Genomic DNA, 26106 nt, shown 5'->3' on the forward strand with positions numbered 1-26106 from the left:
ATTACATATATGGAAAATAATACAAAACGATATTGGAGAGGGATTGAGGAATTAACAAATGAAGCAGATTTTGTAAAATATGCTCATCGTGAATTTGGAGATGCCCCTACAACAGATGAAAAAGGAAAAGCTATTATTGATGGTACAAATACCAATCGCCGTGACTTTTTAAAAGTACTTGGTTTTGGAGTATCAGCAGTTACTTTGGCAGCTTGTGAAGCGCCAGTGAAAAAAACTATTCCTTATTTGAACAAACCTGAAGATGTAGAACCTACTATTGCCAACTGGTATGCATCTACTTTTACTGATGGAGGTGACTATGCTTCTGTTTTAGTAAAAACACGTGAAGGTCGTCCTATCAAAATTGAAGTAAACCCTCAGTCATCTCTTACAAAAGGTATTTCTGCTCGTATTCATGCTTCTGTTTTGAGCCTTTATGATAACGAGAAATTAAAAGGAGCTTTAATAGCAGGTGCTGGTGCAGACTGGAAAGTAGCAGATAAAGAAATTATAGCTGAGCTTACGAAAGTAGCGGCTAAAGGTGGTCAGATTAGAATTGTATCGAATACAATTTTATCTCCAACTACTAAAAAAGTAATTGCTGAATTTATTGCAAAATATCCTACTACTCAATTAGTTACTTACGATGCTAAATCATTAGCAGGGTTAGTACAAGCGAATGGTGGTGTTGCTCCAAGTTTTGATTTTAGTAAAGCAAAAACGATCGTTTCTATTGGTGCTGATTTCTTAGGAACTTGGTTGTCAGGTGATGAGTTTTCAGAACAATGGGCTAAAACTCGTAGAGTAAGCTCTGCTGAAGGTGGTAACAAAGAAATGTCTCGTCATTATCAGTTTGAAACAATTATGTCGATGACTGGTGCTAACGCTGACTATCGTGCAACGTACAAACCATCACAAGAAGGTTTAGTAGTAGCATCTCTTTATAATGCAGTAGCATCTAAATTGGGTGCTGCAACGATTGCTACTTCAGCCGTAAAAATTGACCATTTAGATAAAGCTGCTGCTGATTTAGTAGCCACTAAAGGTGCTTCATTGGTAGTGTCAGGTTCTAATGACCCTGCTGTTCAATCAATTGTTGTAGCTATTAACAGCTTATTAGGTTCTTATGGCGTAACGATTGATGCTGGTTCACCAGTAAGTTACCGTTCAGGTTCTGATGTAGCAATGAATAATTTTATTTCTGAAGCTAAAGCTGGACAAATTGCTGCGGTAATTTTCTACAATGCTAACCCAGTGTATAACCACCCACGTGGTGCGGAATTGGCAGAAGCATTGCCAAAAATTGGATTAACGATTTCAACGAACGACAGAGCAGACGAAACAGGTTCGCTTTGTAAATATAACACTCCTGACTCTCACTACTTAGAGTCTTGGAATGATTCAGAACCTAAAAAAGGTTACTTCTCATTCACTCAACCAACTATCTCAACAATTTTCAAGACGCGTCAGGCACAATCAAGCTTCTTAACTTGGGCTGGATCGAATGGAGACTATGCTACTTATCTTGAAAATAGCTGGTTAGGTACGTTAGGTGGAAAAGTGGCTTGGTCTAAAGTATTACATGATGGCGTTTACGAAATAGGTTCTCCTGTATCGGCTGCAACACCAGTTGTAAATATTGCAGAAGCCGCTGCTTCAGTAGCTAAGAACTACAAAGCTACTTCTGACAAAATGGAATTGGCTGTTTACGAAAAAGTAATCATGGGTTCTGGTTCACAGGCAAACAACCCTTGGATTCAAGAATGTCCTGAGCCAGTATCTAAAGCATGTTGGGGCAATTATGCAACAGTATCTTTAGCAACTGCTAAAAAATTAGCTTTAGAGCAAGAAGTAGAATTAGATACGCTTGAAGTGGAAGTACTAGTAAATGGTAAATCAGTTGTGTTGCCATTTATTGTTCAGCCTGGTCAGGCAAATGATACTGTAGCGATTGCGATTGGATATGGCCGTACTAAAGCTGGTAAATCAGCTGATGGTGTTGGTGTTAATGCTTATCCATTGACATCAGTAGTTAACGGAAACATTGCTTACTTTAATACAGGCGATGTACAAGTAAAACCTACTGGTAAAACAGCTAAAATTGCTCGTACTCAGACTCACAACACAGTGATGGCTCGTGAAGCTGTTGTACAAGAAACAGTTTTAGGTGCTTATAAAAAGAATGTTGAAGCTGGACGTTTCAAACCAGAAATTTCAACAGCTGAAGGTAAGAAAACAGCAATGGACATTACATTATGGAATGGTCATAAGTATAATAACCACGCATGGGGGATGGTCATTGACTTGAACACTTGTACAGGTTGTTCAGCTTGTGTGGTTTCATGTAATGCAGAAAATAACATTGCAGTAGTTGGTCGTGAAGAAGTAATTAACCGTCGTGAAATGCACTGGATGCGTATCGACCGTTATTATTCTTCTGATGCTGACGTTGAAGATGTAAAAGGATTAGAACATGCTTCTGAAAATCCAGAAGTTGTATTCCAACCAATGTTATGTCAACACTGTAATAATGCTCCTTGTGAAACAGTTTGTCCAGTATTGGCAACTACTCACTCTACAGAAGGGCTTAATCAAATGACTTATAACCGTTGTATTGGTACACGTTACTGTGCTAACAACTGTCCATATAAAGTTCGTCGTTTCAACTGGTTCCGTTACTACCAAACAGACGAGTATGATTTCCACTTCAACAACGATTTAGGTCGTATGGTGATTAACCCAGACGTAACAGTTCGTTCACGTGGTGTTATGGAAAAATGCTCAATGTGTGTTCAACGTATCCAAGCTGGTAAATTAGAAGCGAAGAAAGAAAAGAGAAGACCAAAAGATGGAGAAATCCAAACTGCTTGTTCTCAGTCTTGTCCTACTAATGCCATTACTTTTGGAGATATGAATGATGAAGCATCTGAAATCTCTAAATTATTAGCAGTAGAACGTAAAGGCCGTGCATTTGGTGTTATCGAAGAAATTAATGTTAAGCCAAGTATTTCTTATTTAGTGAAAATCCGTAACAAGGAGGAAGTAGTTAAAAAAGAAGAGGCTAAGGCTGAACACAAAGAACACGCATAATATTGTAGAGAATGATACATTGAAGAGTAATTTTACAAATAGATTTTACTCTTCAATCATTTTTTTTGATCCATCATTGAAATTAAAACTATCAAATATTAAAATATGTCGCACGTAGTATCACCCATAAGAGAAACCCTCGTTTCAGGCGGTAAATCTTATCACGACGTTACAAATGATATTTGTAAGCAAGTAGAAGGGGCTCCAACAAAAGAATGGAAAATTGCTTTTGGAGTATCTCTCGTAGTTTTTGCTTACGGTGCTTATTGTCTATTCTGGACATGGTGGCAAGGAATCGGAGTTTGGGGCTTAAACAAAACAGTAGGCTGGGCATGGGATATTACCAACTTCGTATGGTGGGTAGGTATTGGTCACGCTGGTACGTTGATTTCTGCTGTATTACTATTGTTCCGTCAGAAATGGAGAACATCTATTAACCGTGCTGCGGAAGCAATGACAATCTTTGCCGTACTTTGTGCTGCATCATTTATCTTGGCTCACATGGGTCGTCCTTGGTTATTCCACTGGGCATTACCATTACCAAATACATTTGGTTCTCTTTGGGTAAACTTCAACTCTCCATTAGTTTGGGACGTTTTCGCTATCTCAACTTACCTTTCTGTATCTTTAGTATTCTGGTATTTAGGACTTGTTCCTGACTTGGCTACTATCCGTGACAGAGCGCAAACTAAAGCTTCAAAATTCTGGTACGGTTTGTTCAGTTTAGGTTGGAATGGTTCAGCAAAAACTTGGGCACGTTATGAATACGTTTCTTTGATTTTAGCTGGTATCTCTACTCCACTTGTACTTTCAGTACACACGATTGTATCAATGGACTTTGCAACATCAGTAATTCCGGGATGGCATACTACTATTTTCCCTCCATACTTCGTTGCGGGTGCTATCTTCTCTGGTTTTGCCATGGTACAGTCTTTATTGTTGATTACTCGTGTAGTATTTAAATTAGAAGATTATATTACGATTGAACACATTGAAATGATGAACATCATCATTACAGTAACTGGTTCAATTGTAGGTATTGCTTATTTAACTGAGTTCTTTATCGCTTGGTATTCAGGCGTTGAATACGAAAGCTACTGTTTTATTAACCGTGCTACTGGTCCTTACTGGTGGGCATATTGGATGATGATGAGCTGTAACGTAATTTCTCCACAACTTTTCTGGTTCAAAAAATTACGTACAAGTATTCTTGTATCATTCATCTTATCTGTGATTGTGAATATCGGTATGTGGTTTGAGCGTTTTGTAATTATCGTTTCTTCATTACACCGTGACTACATCCCTTCTTCTTGGGCTATGTTCTCGCCAACAATGTATGATATTGGTGATTATATTTTCTCATTCGGTTTATTCTTTACGTTGTTCTTCTTATTCGCGAAATTCTTGCCAGTAATTAATATGTTCGAGGTTAAGTCAGTAATGAAAGGTGTTTCTACTAACTATCCTTTCAAGAAGAAACCAGACGGAGAAAAATCTAAAGAAAATGTTCATTAGTAATTAGTTAATCATTTTACTAAAGTACAAATCACAATAACAGAATAACGTTTCAAACAATGGATTCAACAGAAAGATATTTAGTAGGAGTATATGATGATGACGACGAGGTCTTACATGCTGTAACCACAGTAAAACAAAGCGGTGTAAAGATTGAAGAAGTTTATACTCCATTCCCAATTCACGGGTTAGACGTGGCACTTGGTCACCCTCGTACTCGTATTCCAATAGCAGCCTTTTTGTTTGGCTGTTTAGGACTAACATGTATATTCTCTTTGATAAACTATACAATGGTTTTCGACTGGCCAATGATTATTGGGGGTAAAGACTTCTTTGCTTTGCCAGACTGGATTCCAGTTTCATTTGAGGGTACTGTATTGTTTACTGCCTTTGGTATGGTGGGTACTTTCTTGGTATCAAACAGCTTATGGCCAGGGAAAAGCCCAAGAACTTTCGATTTAAGAAGCACAGATGATAAATTTATTCTGACTGTTAATATGGCAAATAATAAAAAGTCAGAATCAGAAATCGAATCAATTTTGAAAGCAACTGGTGCAATCGAAGTGAACGTTAAGCAATTTTAGTTTATGTCACTTGAAATGATTTTTAAGTGATTGACGAAAAAAATATTTCTAAAATTATGTTTACTAACAAAACAAAAAGTCTTTTAGTAAGTGGGGTCATCGCATTATCACTAACTGCTTGTAAAGACAAACATAACGATCCAGGGACTGAGTTTGCTCCAAATATGTATCATTCAGTAGGATACGAGCCAATGTCACAGTCTGAAGGAGATACAAACCATATCAACCCTTATGGAATGAATATGCGTTTGCCTGTAAAAGGAACTGTACCTCGTAGTAATTTTGGTAAAGCACAAAGCGATTCTGTGAATGCTAAATTACTTCAGATGGATTTGATTGCTCGTAATATCAAATCTGGAGATATGGCTTCTTCTGAGGCTCTATTATCAAACCCATTTGCTCCTACAGAAAAAAACATTGAAGCTGGTAAAGAACAATATGAAAGATTCTGTCAGCACTGTCATGGTGAAGCTGGAAAAGGTGATGGCCTTGTAGGTAAAAAGTATGCAGGGGTACCTGTATATTCATCTGATGCTTTGAAAGGTGTAAATGATGGACATATTTATCATACAATCACGCATGGAAAAGGTAGAATGTGGGCTCATGGTTCACAGATTTCTTCTGCTGATCGTTGGAAAATTGTATTGTATGTTCATGAATTACAAAAGCAATAGTATTTGCTAAAAATCATTTCGGAGTTTCAGGGTAAACTCTTTAAAAGAATAAAATCAAACTTACAAACTTTATAGTATAATGGCGGGACATTCACATTTTTCCCCAGCTAACGTCGAAGAATATTTTGAGTTCACGGCGGAGGGTCGCAAGAGAATCATTTATGCTTTTGTGGCTGGAGTTGTAGCTCTACTAGTTGGAATTTATTTGTTATCACGTGGTGAAGGGCACGAAGTAGTTCAAGCAGCTGCTGAACATGGTGCTGAGCACGGAGAACACCTTTCTGGCGGAGCAGTTTCTCATCATGGAGATTACGATTGGACAAACCGTATCTGGGCAAATCTTTGGTTGAACGGAGTATATTTTACAGGTATTGCTGTAATCGGTATGTTTTTCGTTTCAATTCAATACCTTGCTAAAGCGGGTTGGTCATCAGTATTAAAAAGAGTACCAGAAGCGTTTCCACGCTTTTTGATGATAACAGGACCAGTCTTGATTTTAACATTCCTTTTTAAAGGAGACGTTATTTTTCACTGGATGCACCATGGAATTACTGACCCTGCAAGTGAACACTATGATAAAATTATCGCTGGTAAATCAGGATATTTGAATTTTGGGTTCTTTTTAGGAAGAATGGTTGTATTCTTTGTGCTTTGGCTAGTTCTTTGGAACTGGATGCGTAAAAAATCGATTGATGAAGATTTAAACGGTGGGACTAATAATTTTTACGATATGGTAAAAATTGCTACTGGATTCATTGTTGTAATGGGTATTTCAAGTTCAATGTCTGCTTGGGACTGGGTTATGTCTATCGATACTCACTGGTTCTCAACGATGTTTGGCTGGTATATGTTCTCTTCATGGCATGTTACGGGCTTAGCTACGATTACTTTAACAGTATTGTTATTGAAAGATAAAGGTTATATGCAATATGTGAACTTTAACCATTTACACGATTTGGGTAAATTCATGTTTGCTTTCTCTATCTTCTGGACTTATGTTTGGTTCGAGCAATTCTTGTTGATTTACTATGCTAACTTCCCTGAAGAAACTATCTATTTCTTAGAACGTTGGGAAGGACACGACAAGCTTTATAAAGCTACAGAGATTTTGAACGTAGTATTCAACTTCCTTTTCCCATTCTTAATAATGATGACGCGTGATGCAAAAAGAACAGCTATTTTCTTGAAAATCTGTTGTTGCTTCATCTTGGTAGGTCATTATTTAGATTTCTATCAAATGATTATGCCAGGAGTACTTGGCCCACACGGTGGATTTGGACTAGTAGAATTTGGAATGGTTACAATCTTTGCTTCTGCATTCATTTACATTATATCAAATGAATTAACAAAAGCATCTTTGATTGCTAAAAACCACCCATTCTTGGAAGAAGCGCTTCACCACGATATTTAATTTTTTTGATTTTAAAAAAAAATGTTTTATCACAGAAAACATTTTTGATAAACATTTTATTAAGAATTTATAATTAAAATTTGTTTACGAACATGACGTATTTAATAGGACTTTTGTCAGTAATATTCTTGATTTTGGCAATTATGATTGTCAGCAAGAGTATGGCTTTATCAAAAGGTATCAAAGGAGAAGATATTGACTCTGATGTACCAGTTGATGGCGCTAACAATCTAAATGCAATTGGGTTCATTATATTCTTGGTTTTAGGTTCTATTGGTGCTGCATGGTCGTTTCTCCACGCAAGACCAGACTTTTTACCAGTTGCCGCATCAGAACATGGTGTGAAAACAGATAGTATGTTTTGGATTTCAATGGGAGTAATTACTTTCGCATTCTTTGTTACGAATGCACTTTTGTTTATCTTCCCATTTATCTATCGTTACGAAAAAGGAAAGATTGCTACTTTCTATCCTGTTAACCATAAACTTGAACTTATTTGGACTGTAATTCCAGCTATCGTAATGGCTGTACTAGTATTTACAGGCTGGAGAACTTGGAGAGACATTACTTCACAAGCACCAGATAATGCTGTAGTGATTGAAGTGACTGGTCACCAATTTGGATGGTATGTTAGATATGCAGGTAATGACGATAATAAATTAGGAAATAATAATTACAAATTAATCGACAATACAAATAGCGTTGGGATTGACTTTACAGATGAGAAATCATTTGATGATTTTACTGCCAATGAAATGCACATTCCTAAAGGAGTACCAGTATTATTGAAAATCAAAGCTCAAGATGTATTACACTCAGTGTATCTACCTTATCAAAGAGTTAAAATGGATGCTGTGCCTGGGATGCCTACAAAATTCTGGTTTTTACCTACGATTTCTACAGAAGAGATGCGTTATAAAACAGGAAATCCTGATTTCAACTATAAGTTAAACTGTACTGAAATTTGTGGAAGTGGTCACTTCGGGATGTCAATTACAGTTTTTGTAGATGAGCCAGCTGATTATGCTGCATGGTGTAAACAACAAAAGCCGTTTTTAACACAAAATCCTGATTATTTAGCTAAAGTACCTGAAAAATTCAAAGCAAAAGCTCAAAAATACATTGAAGCTCCTGCTGCAGAAAAAGACAGTACAACAGCTACAGAAACAGCCACAGCTGGAATGGCATCTTTACGTTAAACTAGTTATTCAAAAAGAATAAATTTTTATTAATTATGGCAACTGCGACACTAAACGCTACAGACGCTCATGCACACGAGCATGAACATGAGCATCACGAGTTAGGCTTTGTTCAAAAATATATTTTTTCAGAGGATCACAAAACGATTGCAAAGCAGTACTTAATTTCAGGTATTATCTGGGCTTTCTTTGGTGGTGCTATGTCAATCATATTTCGTTTACAATTAGGTTTCCCTAATATGGATTTAACTTGGTTAAAGCCAGTGTTAGGTCAGTGGATTGTAGATGGAAAATTAGAAAAAGAATTCTATTTAGCACTTGTAACAATGCACGGAACCATCATGGTATTCTTTGTATTGACAGCAGGTTTATCAGGTACGTTCTCAAACTTTTTGATTCCTCTTCAAATTGGAGCAAGAGATATGGCTTCGGGCTTTATCAATATGTTATCATATTGGTTCTTCTTCTTAGCATCTATTATCATGTTTGCTTCATTGTTTACTGAAACAGGGCCTGCATCTGGCGGTTGGGTAATTTATCCACCACTAAGTGCATTACCACAAGCAATGCCTGGTTCTGGTTTAGGGATGACATTATGGTTGACAAGTATGACGTTCTTTATCGTTTCTCAGTTAATGGGCGGTATTAACTACATTTGTACTGTTATTAACCTTCGTACACGTGGAATGTCATTTACTAAATTACCTTTGACTATCTGGGCATTCTTCTTTACAGCTATCTTAGGTCTTTTATCTTTCCCTGTATTATTATCAGCAGCGTTATTATTGATTTTCGACCGTAGCTTTGGTACATCATTCTACTTGTCAGAAATCTATATCGGTGGTGAAGCTTTACCAAACGTAGGTGGTTCGGCTATTTTATACCAACACTTATTCTGGTTCTTAGGTCACCCTGAAGTATACATCGTATTACTTCCAGCTTTGGGTATCACTTCTGAAATTATTGCTACTAACTCTCGTAAGCCAATCTTTGGTTACCGTGCGATGATTGGTTCAATGATGGGTATTACAATGCTTGCATTTATTGTATGGGCTCACCATATGTTCGTAACAGGTATGAATCCATTCTTAGGGTCAGTATTTATGTTCCTAACATTGATTATTGCAGTACCTTCAGCAGTAAAAGCATTTAACTATATCACAACACTTTGGAGAGGTAATATCATTTTTACACCAGCGATGTTGTTCTCTATTGGTCTAGTATCATTGTTTATCTCAGGTGGTTTAACAGGTATTATTCTTGGTAACGCTGCTTTAGATATTAACTTACACGATACTTACTTTGTAGTAGCTCACTTCCACTTAGTAATGGGTGCTGCATCGTTCTTCGGATTAATGGCAGGTGTTTATCACTGGTTCCCTAAGATGTTCGGAAAAATGATGAACAAGAATATGGGTTATGCTCACTTCTGGGCGACTTTCATCGGTGTTTATTGCGTATTCTTCCCAATGCACTATGTAGGTTTAGCAGGTTTCCCACGTCGTTATTATTCATTTACAGCATTAGGTAATGGTAGAATGGAAGCATTTGTTGATATGAACATGTTTATCTCAATTGCAGCTATCTTAACATTTACAGCACAAGTGATATTTGTAATCAACTTTGTATATTCTATCTTCAAAGGAAAAACAGCTCCTCTGAACCCTTGGAATTCAACAACTTTAGAGTGGACTACTCCAGTTGTTCCAGGACATGGTAACTGGGAAGGTGAGATTCCAGCAGTATATCGTTGGCCTTACGACTATAGCAAGCCAGGTTCAGCAGTAGATTTCATCCCTCAGAACGTTCCATATTCAGCAACACCTGAATCTAACTTACCAGAGGAAAATGAAGAAATTGCGCATGAAAAGGATATTGAAGATTTATTAGATATTCAAAATTCATCTTACAGTCACTAAGATGTAAAAAACCTCTAAGATTGAGAATGTGTTAATTTAGGTCGCCTTAAATTAACATATTCTCAATTTTTCTTTTTAGAAGAATCATTCAGTTGGAGTAATAATCATGTTGAATGAATTTGTTTTATCAATGTCATAAATATTCTAATAATGCTTTTTAGAAAATTAGGGATATTAACAATCATTACTATTTATCTGTTAGTGTTGGCAGGTGGAATTGTGAGAAGTACGGGTTCGGGAATGGGTTGTCCTGATTGGCCAAAATGTTTTGGAATGTTAGTGCCACCAACAGACGTAAGCCAATTACCACCTAATTACCAAGAGATTTATGCCGAAAAGTTGCATGGAGAAGTAGAATTCAATGCAACAAAAACATGGATTGAATATGCTAATAGATTAGTAGGAGCGTTTACGGGGTTAGTAGTATTTGCCACATTTATAGCATCAATTTACTATTACTTCAAGAAAGATAGGGTAATCGTTTATTTATCATTTTTAGGAGTTATTTTGATAGGAGCCAACGGAGCATTAGGAAAATACGTAGTTGATTCATTTTTAAAGCCCGGTGTAGTAACTTTACACATGTTATTAGCCGTTTTAGTAGTATTTGTATTGTTATATTCGATTGCCAGAGCGTGGTCTGAGGTAATTAAAGTAGAAAAAATTGAAAATAAATCAACCTTAAATCGTCTATTGATTTTGACGTTGGTCGTTTCAACCTCACAAGTATTATTAGGAACACAAGTACGAGAGGCAATAGATAAAGTAATTGCCAATCCTTTGTTTGGTTATGATAGAAATACATGGATTGAGCAAATGGGCTTACCTTTTATGATTCACCGCTCATATTCATTGCTTATTCTGGCCTTGCATGTGTATTTAATTGTTCATTTAAAGAAAAATATTAATGCAGAAGGACTGATTTACAAATTCATGCTAACCTTGTTGGTTATCGTTGTTATTGAAGTGCTATCGGGTATTATTATGGCTTATTTTGGTGTACCAGCGTATATTCAGCCCATTCACCTTACGCTTGCGATATTGTCTTTAGGTATTCAATTTATCATTTACTTGTTAACAAATTCAGAACGTGTTTTCAAAGCAAGAACTGAACTAAGCATAGTAAAGAATTAATTATATTAAAATGAATATTTGATATTCATGCTAGTAAAATGATCTCAAAAGAAGAAAATATTCCAATAGGAATAGCTTTAAAAGTAAAAGCTTATTACGAGTTATTAAAATTTAGATTATCGGCTTTAGTAGCCTTTTCGGGTGCCTTTGGATATTCTTTAGCTGTTGACCATATTGATTGGCAAAAAGTAATAGCGATTAGCTTGGGTGGTTTTTTTATTACTGGTTCTGCCAATATTGTCAACCAGATTAAAGAAAAAGAACTGGATAAGCTCATGAAAAGGACACAAAATAGGCCTTTGCCTACAGGAAGACTGTCGGTAAATGAAGCTACAGTGTTTTGTATCGTTTTGCTCATCATTTCATGCTATATTCTTTTTATTGAATTTAATTACAAAGCAGGCTTACTGGGTTTATTAAGCTTTTTATTGTATGGTTTCGTTTACACTCCTTTGAAAAGAGTAGGGCCAATTTCTGTATTTGTAGGCGCTTTTCCAGGGGCTTTTCCTCCGATGATTGGTTGGGTTGCAGCTACTAATCATTTTGGCTTGGAGCCAGGTATTTTATTTGCCATTCAATTTTTTTGGCAGTTTCCGCACTTCTGGGCTATTGCTTGGGTAGCTGATGAAGACTATCAAAGAGCAGGCTTTAAGATGTTGCCTAATAACGGACACAAAGACTTAAGAACGGCCTTAACAATGATGATGTACACCATCTTCTTAGTTCCTTGTGGGTTTGTTCCTTATCTTTTGCACATGACGGGCATCAATTCTGCTATGGTAGCCGTATTGTGTGGTGTATTGTTTTTATCTCAGACATTCTATTTGATGTCTAAACCAACAGATAAAGCCGCTTTGATGATGATGTTTGGCTCTTTTATATATTTGCCAATTGTGCAGATAGCTTTTTTGATGGACAAGGTATAATTTTGATTTAGAATTGACATTTAATAAATAATGACACAAGAACATTTAGCCAATATAAAGCTAGGAGAGCCCGAAGAAACGCTCTCGATGAACCCAAAGAAGTTTATGCTTTGGCTAGCGATAGTTTCAATAACGATGATGTTTGCAGGTTGGACATCAGGTTATTTAGTAAGAAAAGCAGAAGGAAGATGGCATGAGTTTGAGTTGCCTCAAATCTTTTGGTATTCAACTATTATTTTGTTTGTAAGTAGTATTTCGATGATTTTAGCAGTGAGTGCTGCAAAAAAAAATAAATTCAGTACACTCAAAACAGCAATTTCTATTACTTTTGTGTTCGGGTTGACTTTTTTAGTGACCCAAGTAATTGGTTTCTCTGATTTAATTAAGAATCAATTATATTTTGCTGGAAGCGATGTAGCGTCTTCATGGATTTATGTTTTAGTGGGCTTACACGGCTTACACGTATTTTCTGGCTTAATAGTATTACTAGTATCTTTGATTTCATCATTCAAGTTTACTGCTGAATCAAAAAACCTTACTAGAATCCAATTATGTGCTACTTATTGGCACTTTTTGGATATCCTATGGTTGTATTTATTCTTTTTCTTGTATTTTAATCGTTAATCTGTTTAAATTAGCGAACTTTTAAATAATAATAAACCCCAAATTATAAAAGATGTCTGCATTACACGCTGCTACTGCCGTTCCTGAAAAATTGACATGGTCGGGTGGTTCAGAACCTTTGAAAGCTAGTTACGGAAAACTAATGATGTGGTTTTTCTTACTTTCAGATACGTTCACTTTCTCTGCCCTATTGGTAACTTATGGTATGATTCGCTTTAGTCAGCAAGCATACACTGGTGCACATGAAAAGTTTTTCTTTTCTACTACGCACTGGCCAATCCCAGACAAAGTTTTCGAAGCGGTTCCATTCTTACATGGTATTGAAGCTCCATTAATTTTTGTGGGTATCATGACATTTATTTTGATTTTCAGTTCTGTTACAATGGTATTAGCGGTAGAAGCTGGTCACCGTGGCGACCGTGCTGATGTTGAGAAATGGATGCTTTGGACAATCCTTGGTGGTTTTACTTTCTTAGGTTCTCAAGCTTGGGAATGGACGCACTTTATCCATGGCCCTGCGGACTTAGCTAAAGCAGCTACAGATGCTTTAGGCAACCCTATCGAAGGTGCTAACCTAACACGTAATCCTTATGGTCCTCCTGCATTCGCAGATTTATTTTTCTTTATTACTGGATTCCACGGGACACACGTATTCTCAGGTGTTATTTTAAATATCTTGATTTTCTTTAATACAGCAACAGGTTTATACGAACGTCGTGGGCATTACGAAATGGTAGAAAAAGTAGGTCTTTACTGGCACTTTGTAGATTTAGTTTGGGTGTTTGTATTTACATTCTTCTATCTAGTATAATTCGATAACTTTTAATCTAATAATATAATGGCATCACACGTTCATTCGTCTCATACAGAGGAAAAAGTAATACTACCTCCACAAACTAAAGCAATCTGGAATACATTTATTATTCTTTTGGTATTAACAGTAATTGAATTCATAATTGCTTTTGTTATGCCAGCTAACCATTTAAGAGTTGCTATCTTTGCTGGAATGACAATAGTTAAAGCTTTTTTCATTGTGGGTGAATTTATGCACTTAAAGCATGAGGTAAAAACCCTTATCTGGGCTATTTTAATACCCGTAGTATTTGTGGCGTGGTTATTAACAGCGTTGATTTACGAAGGTGGTCACCTTTATTGATATAACAAATTATGGTGGATAATTGCTTGAAAAAGTGATTATCCACTTATGTTTTAGGTTGACTCAACACTAAACATGGAGAATGATTAAAGAAAACAATCATGCAAAAGTCTATGAAAGCTGGAATCCTAATCACTGCGTTAGTTGTTCCAGCTTTAATTTTTTTATATTTAAAGGGTTTTGGGGAAAACCATTATGAGTTGCCCTATATGATTCCTCTGACGGATTCTACCACAGGCAATGTAATGTTGAAGAAGAATCCGAATCCACGTTGGAACCAGCCAGAAATGGATACTGTATTTCATACGATACCTACTTGGCAATTGATAGATGAAAATGGGACAGCTTTTTCAAGTAGAAGCCTAAAAGGGAAAATATATGTAACAGATTTTTTCTTTACCAGATGTACTTCTATTTGCCCTAAAATGTCAACCCAACTTACCAGAGTACAAGATACATTTTCACAGAACAATGAAGTGAATTTTGTTTCTATTTCGGTTGACCCTACACACGATGAACCAGAGAAGCTTAAAAAATATGCCCAAGAGTATGATGCTATTAAGGGTAAATGGCACTTTTTGACGGGAGAAAAAAAAGTAATATATCCGTTGGCTGTTAAAGGATATTTTATTCCAGTAGCGGATGCTTCAGAATATGACAAAGCAATTAAGAATCCTGATGAAACATTTATCCATTCTGAAAAGTTAATATTAGTAGATAAAGAAGGGCATATCAGAGGATTCTATGATGGTACTGACAAAAAAGATGTAGATCGCCTAATTTTAGAAATGAGAGTACTATTAAAAATTTACGAAACAAATAGTTGAGTTGAATTAGAAAATCTATAATACAATGAGTTTAGTGGTAGAAAAAAACGAAAAGAATGAGAAGCTATTGAGTATTTTGTCGATTGCTATTCCTGTAGCTGTTGCAATACTTATAGGATTACCCCAAAGAATCAATCTAGGTGAATGGACAAAAATATTGCCACACGTAATAGGAGTGCTCAATACAACTACCTCTATTACATTAATTATTGGTTTTATCTTCATTAAAAATAATAATATAAAGTGGCATCAAAAAATGATGACTATGTCGTTTATACAAGGTTCTTTGTTTTTGGTTTTATATATATTATATCACGTATCTAACGATAATACACCTTTTGGAGGCGAAGGATTTATTAGACCTGTATATTATTTCTTTTTACTTTCGCATATTGGTTTATCTATTGGTGTAGTATGGTTTGTGCTAAGAGCGATGTATTATGCCTTGAGTAACCAGATTGAATTGCATAAAAAGATTGTGAAGTTTACTTTTCCAATGTGGTTATATGTTTCAGTAACGGGTGTGATAGTTTACTTAATGATTTCACCGTATTACAAGTAATCGTTATTACAGAAAAAACTTATGAAAAAATTCGTTTTAACTTCAGTTATATTTTTGATTTCGGTATCAATGAGTTTGGCACAATGTGCTATGTGCAGAATGACCGTAGAAAGTACCGTTTCAAATGGTAGAAGCCAAATAGCATCAAACTTAAACTTTGCTATTTTATACTTGCTCATAGCACCGTATTTATTAGTGGCAGTAGTGGGTTATTTATGGTGGAAGAGTTCAAAGAAGAATATGTCGCCTCAAACTATTTTGAGACAACGATTAAGAAAAGCTTTTAGTTAATAAACATGAGTCATCCCGAATTTTAAAATCACAAAAAAGCGGTCAAAATTAGTTTTTTGACCGCTTTTTTGTGATTGATGCAAAACGAATTCCTACTGTTTGAGCGATAGCGAGTCGGTTCGCCGATGCGATTAGGAATTCTTGATTTTTTTACGGTCCGCCGTTGCGGTTACTTTTTGCATCAAGGCAAAAAGTAAGGACGAGAATAAATTACAAAAACTTAAAATCATCTAAAACTCACTATTTTTAGAGAAAATTTGGGATGACTCATGTTTATTCCCAAAGAGGATAATATTCTAAGCGGATTTGCTCACCAAAAAAGATTTTAGTAGATGTTTCAAACGATTGTGTATAGTCTGAAACATAAAAATGTTTGATGTATGCATTTAAGCCATTCAAAGCATGGTTGGTAGATAAAAACTCTTCAACAGATTTAGCAACGATTTCAGAGGTATCGAGCACAGTTACAGAATCTTTATAATAATTTTCAATCTGTTTTTTGATTAAAGGGTAGTGGGTACAACCCAAAATTAAGGCTTCGATATCAGCTAATTCTTCATTTTTTAGGTATTCCTGAATAATACTTTCAGAAATATTATTATTAAAAAAACCTTCTTCAATCATCGGAGCTAGCAAAGGCGTAGCCAGTGATTTTAGTATAATATCTTTTTCAAGGGCATCAGTTTTTTTTCGATAAATATTAGAATTCACGGTTTGTTTAGTACCAATCAAGCCAATGGTTTTCCCAGCATAGTTTTCTGATAAATAATTAACGACAGGGTCAATTACATTCATTACCTTAGCCTTGCTACCAACATATTCTTTTACAAGTTCGTAAGCAGCGGCAGAGGCTGAATTGCAAGCAATTAAAATGATTTTACATTTTTGTTGCAACAAGACATTACAAATTTTGATAGAATAAGCCTGAATGGCTGCAGCAGATTTATCGCCATAAGGTAAATGTGCAGTGTCGCCGAAGTAAATGATGTTTTCGTTAGGAAGTAACTTGGTTACGGCATGAGCCACTGTTAAGCCACCAATACCGCTATCAAAAATGCCTATCGCAGCAGAAGAATTCATAGAAAAAAGATTAAAAATAAAAAAAATATGGGCTATAAGCTATTTATGAATAATATCTAGTAAAGAAAATCAATTATTGTTTACAAATTTGAATATTCAATATTTATCGTGCAACCTTTCATTAGTATATTTCATCTTGAAAGTAATTAAGTAAACAAATTGCTCTGAACCGCAGATTTATAAAAAAGCTAAACCAGACTTTATATCGTGAAACTGATTACTTTATTTCAAACTGAAGAGGCATTAGTGAAAGCTTGTCAAAAAGGCGACCCAAAGGCCCAACGAAGAGTGTACGAGAAGTATTCCCCAAAAATGTTGGGGATATGCTTTAGGTATGTACACGATGAGTTTGAGGCGGAAGAAATAATGATTGAAGGTTTCGTGAAAGTATTTGATAAAATTAATAGTTTTAAATTGGAGGGAAGCTTTGAAGGATGGATTCGACGGATAATGGTGAACGAATCATTGATGTATCTGAGAAGTAATAAAAAAGCCCAATTTGAAGTAAGTTATGATCAAATTCTTTACGAACCCGAACCAGAACAATTTAGGACAGACCTTGAAACAAAAGATTTACTAAAGTTGATTGAGAAGTTGCCGACAGGCTATAAAACAGTATTTAATTTGTATGCGATAGAGGGGTATTCTCATGCAGAAATTGCGGAACAATTGGGAATTACGGAAAGTACTTCAAAATCGCAACTATCAAGGGCAAGAGTAATTTTACAAAATGCAGTAGTTCAAACGATTTAACTCGATTTTGATTAATCGAAAATTATATGAAAAGTCAAGAAAATATCGATAAGTTTTTTGCCGAACGACTACAGCAATACGAGCGTCAGCCGCGTACTGTTGCATGGGAAAAACTACAAGCAAAGCTAGATAAACAAGAAAGCAAACTGATACCATTGTGGTGGCGGTATGCGTCGGCTGCTTCGGTAGCATTATTGCTGGCTTCGGGCATTTATTGGATGAATGCTCCGAAAGATTTGAATGCTATTAAGATGGCTTCTAACCCAACAAAAACAATTTCAACTGAAAAGAAAACAGGTGAAGAAACGAAAAATATAGCCTCGCCAATTGCTCATGATAATATTTCAATCGCAAGCAATGCTACAGAAAAGTCTAGAACAATGATAGTGACTGATATTAGTACAGAAAAGGCAATTAGAACAGACAAGACGAGTGCTGAGAAAAATTTAATGAGTACTAATAAGGATGAATCAGTATTGGTTAAAAACATAGCACCAATACAAATACCAAAACCTGAGATAGCGCCTAGCACAATTGTTTTAGTAGTTGATAATACCCCTAAAGTGAGCAAAGAAGCAGAGAAAGAAACCATAGTATTGAATCTGATAGAAACACCAACGGAGGCTGTAGCAGAAACTACGCCATTGGATGAAAGTACTAACAGAAAACCTAGCAAGTTTAATAGAATCTGGCAACAGTTGAAAAGAGCTAAAAATGGTGAGAATGTAGATTGGAAAGAAGTTGGATTTAAGCCCCAAAAGCTATTGGCCAGAGCAGATGCTAAAATAGAGAATGCACTGACAAAAGGAGAAGAAACAGAAAAATAAAAAAATAATTGATGCAACCCGAACTTAAGCAATTGCATCTTAAATTCAAACAACAAGTTTTTAGAATAACTACTAATTTAATTCAAAACCAAGGCATGCAGGGCTAGAATTAAGGGGAAAGAAATCTCTAAAAAACCTAAAACAATAAATAAAATCGCCATGGAAACGTACCAAATGAAGAGAGTGATGAGCAAAATTACTTTTTCAATAATCGTATCATTTTTTGTTATCTCAATAACAAGTTTTAAAAGTTTGGCTAACTCGAACGAAAAGGATTCAACCGTAATAAATATCGATAAGCGTAACCAAACATTACTAAACAGTAAAAATCCGAACAGGTCTTTAAAAGAAGATTTACAGGAGTTATTTCAAAAGAACGGAATGAACCTTGACGACGAAACATGGAAAGGAATCCGTAGAGTAGTAAATAGCGAATTGAATAAAGATACAGTATTGGTAATTGTCCAAAACAATAAGAGTATCAATGTGGCGATTAATGGTAAAACAGATGATACTGCAAGAAATAGCAATACTAGCGTTAATCAATCATCTAATAGAAACGTATCCAATGGAAATAGCGGTGCTAATGTAAAAATTGGATTAGGTGGTGTACACGTAAAAGATGGTAATGAAGAAGTACATGTAAGCTGGAACGGAGTACTGGTAAAAGATGGTAATGACGAAGTAAAAGTGATGTTGAAAGATACAGCTAAAGTTAATAGAAGAGAACAAGGTTTTAGTAGTCGCTCAGGATTCAATATTTACTTTGGCTTTAATAGCTTTGCTAACACTGGAAGTATCTCAGGAATATATAATACCAAGGATTTTGAATTAAGTCCGTTCGGGTCAAGATATTTTGGTTTTGGTTGGACAAGAAGCGGTATGATTAGTAAGGGTACAAAAGCGGCTTTGAAGATAAGCTATGGCCTTGAAGTATCATGGAACAACTATATGTTCGAAAACAATAACTATCTAGTTAAAGGAGCGAACAATATAGAGTTTGCCAACTATAAAGACGCTGCAGGTAATGTAATTCCACTTTCGAGAAATAAATTAACAGTTGCTAATATCAACATTCCGATAATGCCTTATGTGGCTTTCAGAAAGAATAGTGTAGTTACTTACATTGCTGCTGGTGGATACGTAGGTTATAGAATAGACAGCTATACAAAAACGAAAGAAGAAGATAGTGGTGCTAAGAAATGGAACCATAGTAGCTTCTATTTGAATAATCTTCGTTATGGTTTGGCATTTGAATTAGGATTGAAAAATTTCCCTGATTTGTTTGTAAACTATGATTTAAACAAATTGTATCAAGATGGTAGAGGACCGGGCATTAGTGGAGTAAGTTTCGGAATAAGATTATAAGTTAAAGATTATAATTAATTGAGCTTGGCATTTATTGGATATTTTAAATCAAAAATATTCAATAAATGCCAATTTTGTAACTGTCGAATTATCAATGAATTAGAATTTTTTGCGAAAAAAAAGTAAAATTTTTTTTATTTAACGTTTGACAAAATAAAAAATAAACTTACCTTTGCACACTCTTTCACCAGAACGCTAAACGAAAGCAGTTCAAAAGTAGAGAAAATGGGGGTGTACCAGAGTGGCCAAATGGGGCAGACTGTAACTCTGCTGGAGTATTCCTTCGGTGGTTCGAATCCATCCGCCCCCACGATTTGAATGAGTGAATATTTAAATAAACGTTTAAAATTCAATACTCAATCATCTTCACTATTATAAGAGTAAGCGGGAGTAGCTCATTTGGTAGAGCGATAGCCTTCCAAGCTATAGGTGGCGGGTTCGAGCCCCGTCTCCCGCTCATAGGGAACAATAGTAAGTGGTTAGTTGTTAATTAGTTAATAGTTATTAGTTTAGCTAAAAACGATTAACAATTAACCTCTTATAATTTCTAAGGGTTAGGTTTCTGAAAATGCCTTTGTAGCTCAGTGGTAGAGCACTTCCTTGGTAAGGAAGAGGTCGGCAGTCCGATTCTGCTCAAAGGCTCGAATCAATTTGAAGATTGTTTTAATTTGAAGATTTGAAAGTTATTTTGTTGTTTTTACAGAATAAGTTAAAATGTTTTCAAATATTCAAATCCTCAAGTTTTCAAATGTAAAAAGTATCAAACAATTATTTAAATAAAACTAATTAAGAACTAAATATCATGGCAAAAGAGAATTTTGACCGTAGTAAGCCCCACGTAAACATTGGTACAATCGGTCACGTTGACCACGGTAAAACTACATTGACTGCTGCAATTACGAAAGTATTGTCAGAAAAAGGACTTGCTGAGAAAAAAGATTTCTCATCAATTGACTCGGCTCCTGAAGAAAAAGAGCGTGGTATCACTATCAATACTGCTCACGTAGAATATTCAACAGCTAACCGTCACTATGCACACGTTGACTGTCCAGGTCACGCCGATTACGTGAAAAACATGGTAACTGGTGCTGCTCAAATGGATGGTGCTATCATCGTAGTTGCTGCAACTGACGGTCCAATGCCACAAACTCGTGAACACATCTTGTTGTCTCGCCAAGTAGGTGTACCTCAATTGGTTGTATTCATGAACAAAGTGGATATGGTTGACGATCCAGAATTGTTAGAATTAGTAGAAATGGAAATCCGTGAATTGTTATCATTCTATGAATTTGATGGAGATAACATTCCAGTAATCCAAGGTTCTGCATTAGGTGGTTTGAATGGCGAGCCGAAATGGGTTGCTACTATCGATGCATTAATGGATGCTGTTGATAGCTGGATTCCACTTCCTAAGCGTGATGTTGATAAGCCTTTCTTGATGCCAGTTGAAGACGTATTCTCGATCACAGGTCGTGGTACTGTTGCTACTGGTCGTATCGAAACTGGTATCATCAACTCTGGTGAAGCAGTAGATATCTTAGGTATGGGTGCTGAAGGCTTGAAATCAGTTGTAACTGGTGTTGAGATGTTCCGTAAAATCCTTGACCGTGGTGAAGCTGGTGATAACGTAGGTTTATTATTACGTGGTATCGACAAAGAATCTATCCGTCGTGGTATGGTTATTTGTAAGCCAGGTTCTGTGAAGCCTCACACTAAATTCAAAGCTGAGGTTTATATCTTGTCTAAAGAAGAAGGTGGTCGTCACACTCCATTCTTTAACAAATATCGTCCACAGTTCTATTTCCGTACAACTGACGTAACAGGAGAAATCATGTTGCCAGAAGGAGTAGAAATGTGTATGCCTGGTGATAACTTAACTATCTCAGTAACTTTATTGAACAAAGTAGCGATGGACAAAGGTCTTCGTTTCGCTATCCGTGAGGGTGGACGTACAGTAGGTGCTGGTCAGGTAACTGAAATTTTAGACTAATTTTTAGCTAAAAATAGATTGAGAGCGTTGCAAATATGTAACGCTCTCTTTTTTTAGAATAAATTTGTCAGTATTTTTTTTGCAAGTTTAGGATAAACAACTATCTTTGCAGTCGATTTACACGGGAATAGTTCAATGGTAGAATGCGGGTCTCCAACACCCTTGATCAGGGTTCGAATCCTTGTTCCCGTGCTTAGTTTAAGTTCCAAGTTTTAGATTTTAATTTTACTTACATTGTTTAAATGTACTAAATTTAAAGCCTAAAATATTGGAACTTAAAAGTTTATAAGCACCACATTTTTGCTTTATAAATAATATAAATTAGTAGTTTAATTACGAACAATAGAAACCATGAACAAATTACAACAACTTGTTAAAGAGTCTTGGACAGAAGTTACAGAAAATGTAACATGGCCTAAATTTTCAGAATTACAGGCAAGTTCAACACTTGTATTAGTGGCATCTTTAATTTTTGCATTGGTGGTTGGTATGATTGACTTTCTTTTCAAGTCTGGATTAGAGTATTTCTATCAATAATTTTAATTGAAGTTTCGGAATGCGGATTTAGCGATAAATCTGTTGGGATGTTACATCAATTCAAAATCTATCATGGCAAACCGAAATTTATACTCATACAATGGCAGAGACTAATTGGTACGTTCTGAGGGCAGTTTCAGGGCAAGAAAAGAAAATAAGGACTTATCTCGAAAATGAAATTACGAGACAAAGTCTTCAGGATTATATTCCACAGATTATTATTCCAACAGAGAAAATATTTGAAATGCGTAACGGTAAAAAAACCGTGCGTGAGAAAACTTTGTTTGCTGGATATATTTTTGTTGAAGCAGATATTAAATATGGTGAAGTAGCTCACTTAATTACATCAATGCCGGGTGTTATTGGCTTTTTAAGCTGGAATGATGGTAAGACATCAAAAACACCTATTCCATTGCGTGCTGGCGAAATAAAACGTATTTTAGGTAAAATGGATGAGGCTGTGGCGGTTGAAGAATTAGCACCAACGTCGTTCTCTAAAGGCGAAACTATCAAAGTTATCGATGGACCATTCTCCGGATTTGAAGGTTCAGTAGAAGAAATCTTTGATGATAAGAAAAAGTTGAATGTTATGGTTAAAATATTTGGCCGTAATACTCCGGTTGAATTGAACTATTCTCAAGTAGAAAAATAATCAATAGCAACATAAACAAAAAGAGGAATATCTATCATAGATATTCCTCTTTTTGTTTATGCTGAATGTCAGGAATAAAATAACCTCGAGAATTGCCCATTTTGGTATATTGTCGAGGTTGTTTTGTGAATAATAATACTAGAGGGTATTCTTACTAAGAAAAGGCCGTAAAGCACCTTTAAAAACATTATTCAGAAGCTATTGATACTAAATGATTAATCTGAGGTAAAATATCTACATTATCTGGACAAATAATGTCTTGTGCTACTACCTGCTGACCAGATAATAAAATCTTTGAATCAGGAAATTCTTTTGCTAATCGGTACACATATTTCTGAACTTCGTCTTGCGAAGGTACAGCTGTTATTATTGTTAATAAATAATCTGGTTTATGTACCTTATGGGCAAAAGTAAGTTCGCTAAAAGGTAAACTTTGACCAAGGTATATAACTTTGTTGTGTCGGGAACGAATGATATAATTCGCAAATAATAAACTAATTTCGTGCATTTCTCCCTCAGGTAAAAAAAGCAAGTATTTTTTTGCTCCAACCCTTAGCGAAGGCAATTGACCATCAATCGCAACGATAAGCTTTTGACGGATTAGATTAGCAATGAAATGCTCTTGTGCAGGATTAACAGAACCCGTAACCCATAAGGTGCCAATTCTACTTAAAAAGGGAAAGATGATATTAATCATCATGTTTTCAAAACCAAATTGGAGCGTATTGGTACTGATAATTTTTTCAAACCTTTCTTCGTCTAAATCAAGCATAGAGATCGTCAGGGCATGAATCTGTTCTGGATAACTCAATTGTTTTTCTGAAATCAATAATACTTCTTTTGACATATCGTCGGAAGCCATTTTTGAAATCTCAGAAATTTTATGACCATGTGCCTTCAATAGCGCAATATTCAGCACCAACTTAAGATCATTGTTATCATAAGTTCGAATGTTAGTGTCTGTTCTTTCTGGTTTTAAAATATCATACCGTTGCTCCCAAATCCTCAGGGTATGAGCCTTGATTCCAGATAACTGCTCAAGGTCTTTTATAGAATAAATGCTCATCGTGTTGGCTAAATGGCTTGATAACTTACTACAATCGAAATTCAAATCAAACAATCACATTGTTTAAAAACCATTGGCATTCAATAATTTTATAGTGAAGCTGTTTAAACTTTCCCTTTCGGGTTAAACTAAGTCTTTTAGAATAGCTTGTTCCAAAATTTTCTCAACGTAGCGATGCTATGCTTCGCAGATTTTGAAAAAATCAATTCAAAAATACAATACTTTCACCTAAGAAACGGAAAGTTTAAACAGCTTCAATGTCTGACTAAAGCTTGAATGGTATAAATGATATAATTGAATTTTATGAAATAATGCCAGTGTCTAGGGTATAAACGCCATGTTTAAAAAAAGGTTTACAAAACTATACAAAAAAATTAAAGTTGTCTAGGTAGAGAATATAGAATGAAGTAGAAAAAAGATAAATTGTAAATAAAAAAGTAAGGGTGCTAATGCATTGTTTTTAAGGAATTTACTACTGATGAAATAATATTGTAGCCCAAATGAAATAATGAACCAACCAACGTAATTTTGAATAGGTATTTTGTTGAAGTGCCATTGCCAAAAATCTAAACGTATGGCAACGGGCTCAATTATTAAATCTAAGCATACCATCAGGCTAGCAGCTACGGTAGATAGTAGAATATTACGCCCAAAGAATGGGTTTAAGTTTTTGAATAATTTTTCAATGATATGACCCGAACTGTAAACTAAAATAAACCAATTGGCACCAATTACGATGGGAACATCAAATAGTTGAATCCCCAATGTTTTTCCATAATAATATTGCCCGAAAATAATACCTGTATGTACGCCCAGTACTTCAACAAAAAAGCCTATTAGAAAAGTAATGATGGCAAAAAGAATAAACTTTAGCTGAAAGTCTTGTTGGAAAAGGAGCAAAAGAATTAACGAAATCCAAAGATTGAAGGGTGATAATAGTTTGAAATATTCGCGGGTTAAGGGAATCATTAAACCGATAAATCCGACAAGATACATCAATGACAATATTGTAAAAACTATTTTGCGATAGCGCGTATTGAGCAACGTTTGTATTGTTGAAAGGTTCATTAGTGATCAAGGATTGCCTAAAAAAAAAGGTCTTGTCGTATTGACAAGACCTAGGGAGGAAGATGGGGCTCGAACCCACGACCCTCGGAACCACAAACCGATGCTCTAACCAACTGAGCTACAACCTCCGTGTTGTATTGGGACTGCAAAGGTAGTAGTTGAATTAATAAATAACAATTTTTTTGAAGAAATTCTTACAAAAAAATTGTTATTTATAGCTAACTAATTAAGCTTTAGCAGCTTTATAACGGCTTTCAGCACTTTCCCAATCTACCAAATTCCAGAAAGAATCGATATAATCAGGACGTTTGTTTTGGAATTTTAAATAATATGCGTGTTCCCAAACATCTAAACCGATGATAGGAGTACCTTTTATCTCAGCAATATCCATTAATGGATTGTCTTGATTAGGTGTTGAAGATATCGCTAAACCATTAGCAGTAACTACTAACCATGCCCAACCTGAACCAAATCTTGTTAAACCTGCTTTTTTGAATTCGTCTTTGAAAGCATCGAATGAACCAAATTTTGTAGTAATAGCTTCCGCTAAAGTACCTACTGGTGAACCACCACCATTTGGAGAAAGGATATTCCAGAAAAATGTATGGTTCCAGTGGCCTCCACCGTTGTTACGAATTGCAGGAGAGTACTTGCTTACGTCAGAAATCAATTCTTCAAGTGATTTTCCTTCTAATTCAGTACCAGCTACAGCACCATTTAGGTTAGTAACATAAGTGTTATGGTGACGATCATGGTGAATTTCCATTGTCAACGCATCAAAATGAGGCTCTAAAGCATCATTTGCATAAGGTAAAGGGTCTAATACGAATGCCATTTTTTTAAGGAGTTATTT

General features: G+C 35.6%; 25 protein-coding genes and 5 tRNA genes. 25 read left to right on the forward strand and 5 right to left on the reverse strand.

The genetic code is table 11. The features are described from left to right. Positions 1-9: 9 nt before the first annotated feature. The 15 genes from VB264_RS09865 to VB264_RS09935 all read left to right on the forward strand — a co-directional run bounded on the left by VB264_RS09865 (position 10) and on the right by VB264_RS09935 (position 15912). Entirely contained in the window at positions 10-3090 is a 3081-nt protein-coding gene (locus VB264_RS09865) for a TAT-variant-translocated molybdopterin oxidoreductase (protein ID WP_323248930.1), read from the forward strand. Positions 3091-3195: 105 nt separating this feature from the next. Then, entirely contained in the window at positions 3196-4605 is a 1410-nt protein-coding gene (nrfD, locus tag VB264_RS09870) for an NrfD/PsrC family molybdoenzyme membrane anchor subunit (RefSeq protein WP_309914956.1), read from the forward strand. Positions 4606-4664: 59 nt separating this feature from the next. Then, complete coding sequence (locus VB264_RS09875; protein WP_323248932.1) at positions 4665-5189, forward strand: DUF3341 domain-containing protein; 525 nt, start codon at positions 4665-4667, stop codon at positions 5187-5189. A 56-nt stretch (positions 5190-5245) separates the two neighbouring features. Next, positions 5246-5863 (forward strand): c-type cytochrome, encoded by a 618-nt coding sequence (locus tag VB264_RS09880; RefSeq protein WP_323248933.1) that lies wholly within the window; start codon positions 5246-5248, stop codon positions 5861-5863. A 79-nt stretch (positions 5864-5942) separates the two neighbouring features. Then, positions 5943-7274, forward strand: a complete 1332-nt coding sequence (locus VB264_RS09885) for a quinol:cytochrome C oxidoreductase (RefSeq protein WP_323248935.1) — start codon at positions 5943-5945, stop codon at positions 7272-7274. A gap of 92 nt (positions 7275-7366) precedes the next feature. After that, on the forward strand, positions 7367-8473 hold the full coding sequence (locus VB264_RS09890; RefSeq protein ID WP_323248937.1) for a cytochrome c oxidase subunit II: 1107 nt from the start codon (positions 7367-7369) through the stop codon (positions 8471-8473). A gap of 35 nt (positions 8474-8508) precedes the next feature. Then, positions 8509-10392, forward strand: coding sequence for a cytochrome c oxidase subunit I (locus VB264_RS09895; protein WP_323248939.1), 1884 nt, complete (start codon positions 8509-8511; stop codon positions 10390-10392). A 150-nt stretch (positions 10393-10542) separates the two neighbouring features. Continuing rightward, complete coding sequence (locus tag VB264_RS09900) at positions 10543-11526, forward strand: COX15/CtaA family protein (RefSeq protein ID WP_323248941.1); 984 nt, start codon at positions 10543-10545, stop codon at positions 11524-11526. A gap of 38 nt (positions 11527-11564) precedes the next feature. Then, complete coding sequence (gene cyoE, locus VB264_RS09905) at positions 11565-12452, forward strand: heme o synthase (RefSeq protein WP_323248944.1); 888 nt, start codon at positions 11565-11567, stop codon at positions 12450-12452. 30 nt (positions 12453-12482) lie between these two features. Beyond that, positions 12483-13076: a cytochrome c oxidase subunit 3 gene (locus VB264_RS09910; protein ID WP_309914978.1), complete on the forward strand. Its 594-nt coding sequence runs from the start codon at positions 12483-12485 to the stop codon at positions 13074-13076. 52 nt (positions 13077-13128) lie between these two features. Beyond that, positions 13129-13887 (forward strand): cytochrome c oxidase subunit 3, encoded by a 759-nt coding sequence (locus tag VB264_RS09915; protein ID WP_323248946.1) that lies wholly within the window; start codon positions 13129-13131, stop codon positions 13885-13887. A 27-nt stretch (positions 13888-13914) separates the two neighbouring features. Next, positions 13915-14232, forward strand: coding sequence for a cytochrome C oxidase subunit IV family protein (locus tag VB264_RS09920; protein ID WP_323248948.1), 318 nt, complete (start codon positions 13915-13917; stop codon positions 14230-14232). A 101-nt stretch (positions 14233-14333) separates the two neighbouring features. Next, positions 14334-15059, forward strand: coding sequence for an SCO family protein (locus VB264_RS09925; protein WP_323248950.1), 726 nt, complete (start codon positions 14334-14336; stop codon positions 15057-15059). A gap of 25 nt (positions 15060-15084) precedes the next feature. Next, a complete protein-coding gene (locus VB264_RS09930; RefSeq protein ID WP_323248952.1) occupies positions 15085-15621 on the forward strand; it encodes a DUF420 domain-containing protein in 537 nt (178 codons plus the stop codon). 21 nt (positions 15622-15642) lie between these two features. Further along, positions 15643-15912: a hypothetical protein gene (locus VB264_RS09935; protein WP_323248954.1), complete on the forward strand. Its 270-nt coding sequence runs from the start codon at positions 15643-15645 to the stop codon at positions 15910-15912. Between the two features lie 273 nt (positions 15913-16185). Here VB264_RS09935 and murI read toward each other — a convergent pair whose 3' ends face one another. Next, positions 16186-16992, reverse strand: a complete 807-nt coding sequence (gene murI, locus VB264_RS09940) for a glutamate racemase (RefSeq protein ID WP_323248956.1) — start codon at positions 16990-16992, stop codon at positions 16186-16188. 204 nt (positions 16993-17196) lie between these two features. Between murI and VB264_RS09945 the strand changes: the two genes are divergently transcribed. The 10 genes from VB264_RS09945 to nusG all read left to right on the forward strand — a co-directional run bounded on the left by VB264_RS09945 (position 17197) and on the right by nusG (position 23119). Continuing rightward, complete coding sequence (locus VB264_RS09945) at positions 17197-17745, forward strand: RNA polymerase sigma factor (protein WP_407654651.1); 549 nt, start codon at positions 17197-17199, stop codon at positions 17743-17745. 26 nt (positions 17746-17771) lie between these two features. Then, entirely contained in the window at positions 17772-18572 is an 801-nt protein-coding gene (locus tag VB264_RS09950) for a hypothetical protein (protein WP_323248960.1), read from the forward strand. Positions 18573-18731: 159 nt separating this feature from the next. Beyond that, positions 18732-19940 (forward strand): outer membrane beta-barrel protein, encoded by a 1209-nt coding sequence (locus VB264_RS09955; RefSeq protein WP_323248962.1) that lies wholly within the window; start codon positions 18732-18734, stop codon positions 19938-19940. Positions 19941-20167: 227 nt separating this feature from the next. Next, positions 20168-20250 (forward strand) — tRNA-Tyr (locus VB264_RS09960). A gap of 74 nt (positions 20251-20324) precedes the next feature. Continuing rightward, positions 20325-20397, forward strand: a tRNA-Gly gene (locus tag VB264_RS09965). 113 nt (positions 20398-20510) lie between these two features. Continuing rightward, positions 20511-20582: transfer RNA gene (locus tag VB264_RS09970), tRNA-Thr, on the forward strand. 160 nt (positions 20583-20742) lie between these two features. Beyond that, positions 20743-21930 (forward strand): elongation factor Tu, encoded by a 1188-nt coding sequence (gene tuf, locus VB264_RS09975; protein ID WP_323248964.1) that lies wholly within the window; start codon positions 20743-20745, stop codon positions 21928-21930. Between the two features lie 121 nt (positions 21931-22051). Next, a tRNA-Trp gene (locus VB264_RS09980) sits at positions 22052-22122 on the forward strand. 159 nt (positions 22123-22281) lie between these two features. Continuing rightward, positions 22282-22467 carry a preprotein translocase subunit SecE gene (gene secE / locus VB264_RS09985; protein ID WP_309915010.1) on the forward strand — a complete coding sequence of 62 codons (186 nt, stop codon included), beginning with the start codon at positions 22282-22284 and terminating at the stop codon, positions 22465-22467. Positions 22468-22567: 100 nt separating this feature from the next. Further along, the gene (gene nusG, locus VB264_RS09990; RefSeq protein ID WP_309915013.1) at positions 22568-23119 is read left to right on the forward strand and encodes a transcription termination/antitermination protein NusG; all 552 of its coding nucleotides are present in this window, start codon (positions 22568-22570) and stop codon (positions 23117-23119) included. Between the two features lie 187 nt (positions 23120-23306). Here the strand turns inward: nusG and VB264_RS09995 are convergent, their stop codons facing one another. From VB264_RS09995 to VB264_RS10010, 4 genes are all read right to left on the reverse strand, one after another. Beyond that, the gene (locus tag VB264_RS09995; RefSeq protein ID WP_323248967.1) at positions 23307-24185 is read right to left on the reverse strand and encodes a MerR family transcriptional regulator; all 879 of its coding nucleotides are present in this window, start codon (positions 24183-24185) and stop codon (positions 23307-23309) included. A 384-nt stretch (positions 24186-24569) separates the two neighbouring features. Then, on the reverse strand, positions 24570-25253 hold the full coding sequence (locus tag VB264_RS10000) for a carotenoid biosynthesis protein (RefSeq protein ID WP_323248969.1): 684 nt from the start codon (positions 25251-25253) through the stop codon (positions 24570-24572). Between the two features lie 53 nt (positions 25254-25306). Continuing rightward, positions 25307-25382: transfer RNA gene (locus tag VB264_RS10005), tRNA-His, on the reverse strand. A gap of 97 nt (positions 25383-25479) precedes the next feature. After that, a complete protein-coding gene (locus VB264_RS10010; RefSeq protein WP_323248970.1) occupies positions 25480-26088 on the reverse strand; it encodes a superoxide dismutase in 609 nt (202 codons plus the stop codon). Positions 26089-26106 lie beyond the last annotated feature (18 nt).

It is taken from the genome of Arcicella aquatica (assembly GCF_034928825.1).
GTDB classification, from domain to species: Bacteria; Bacteroidota; Bacteroidia; order Cytophagales; family Spirosomataceae; genus Arcicella; species Arcicella aquatica.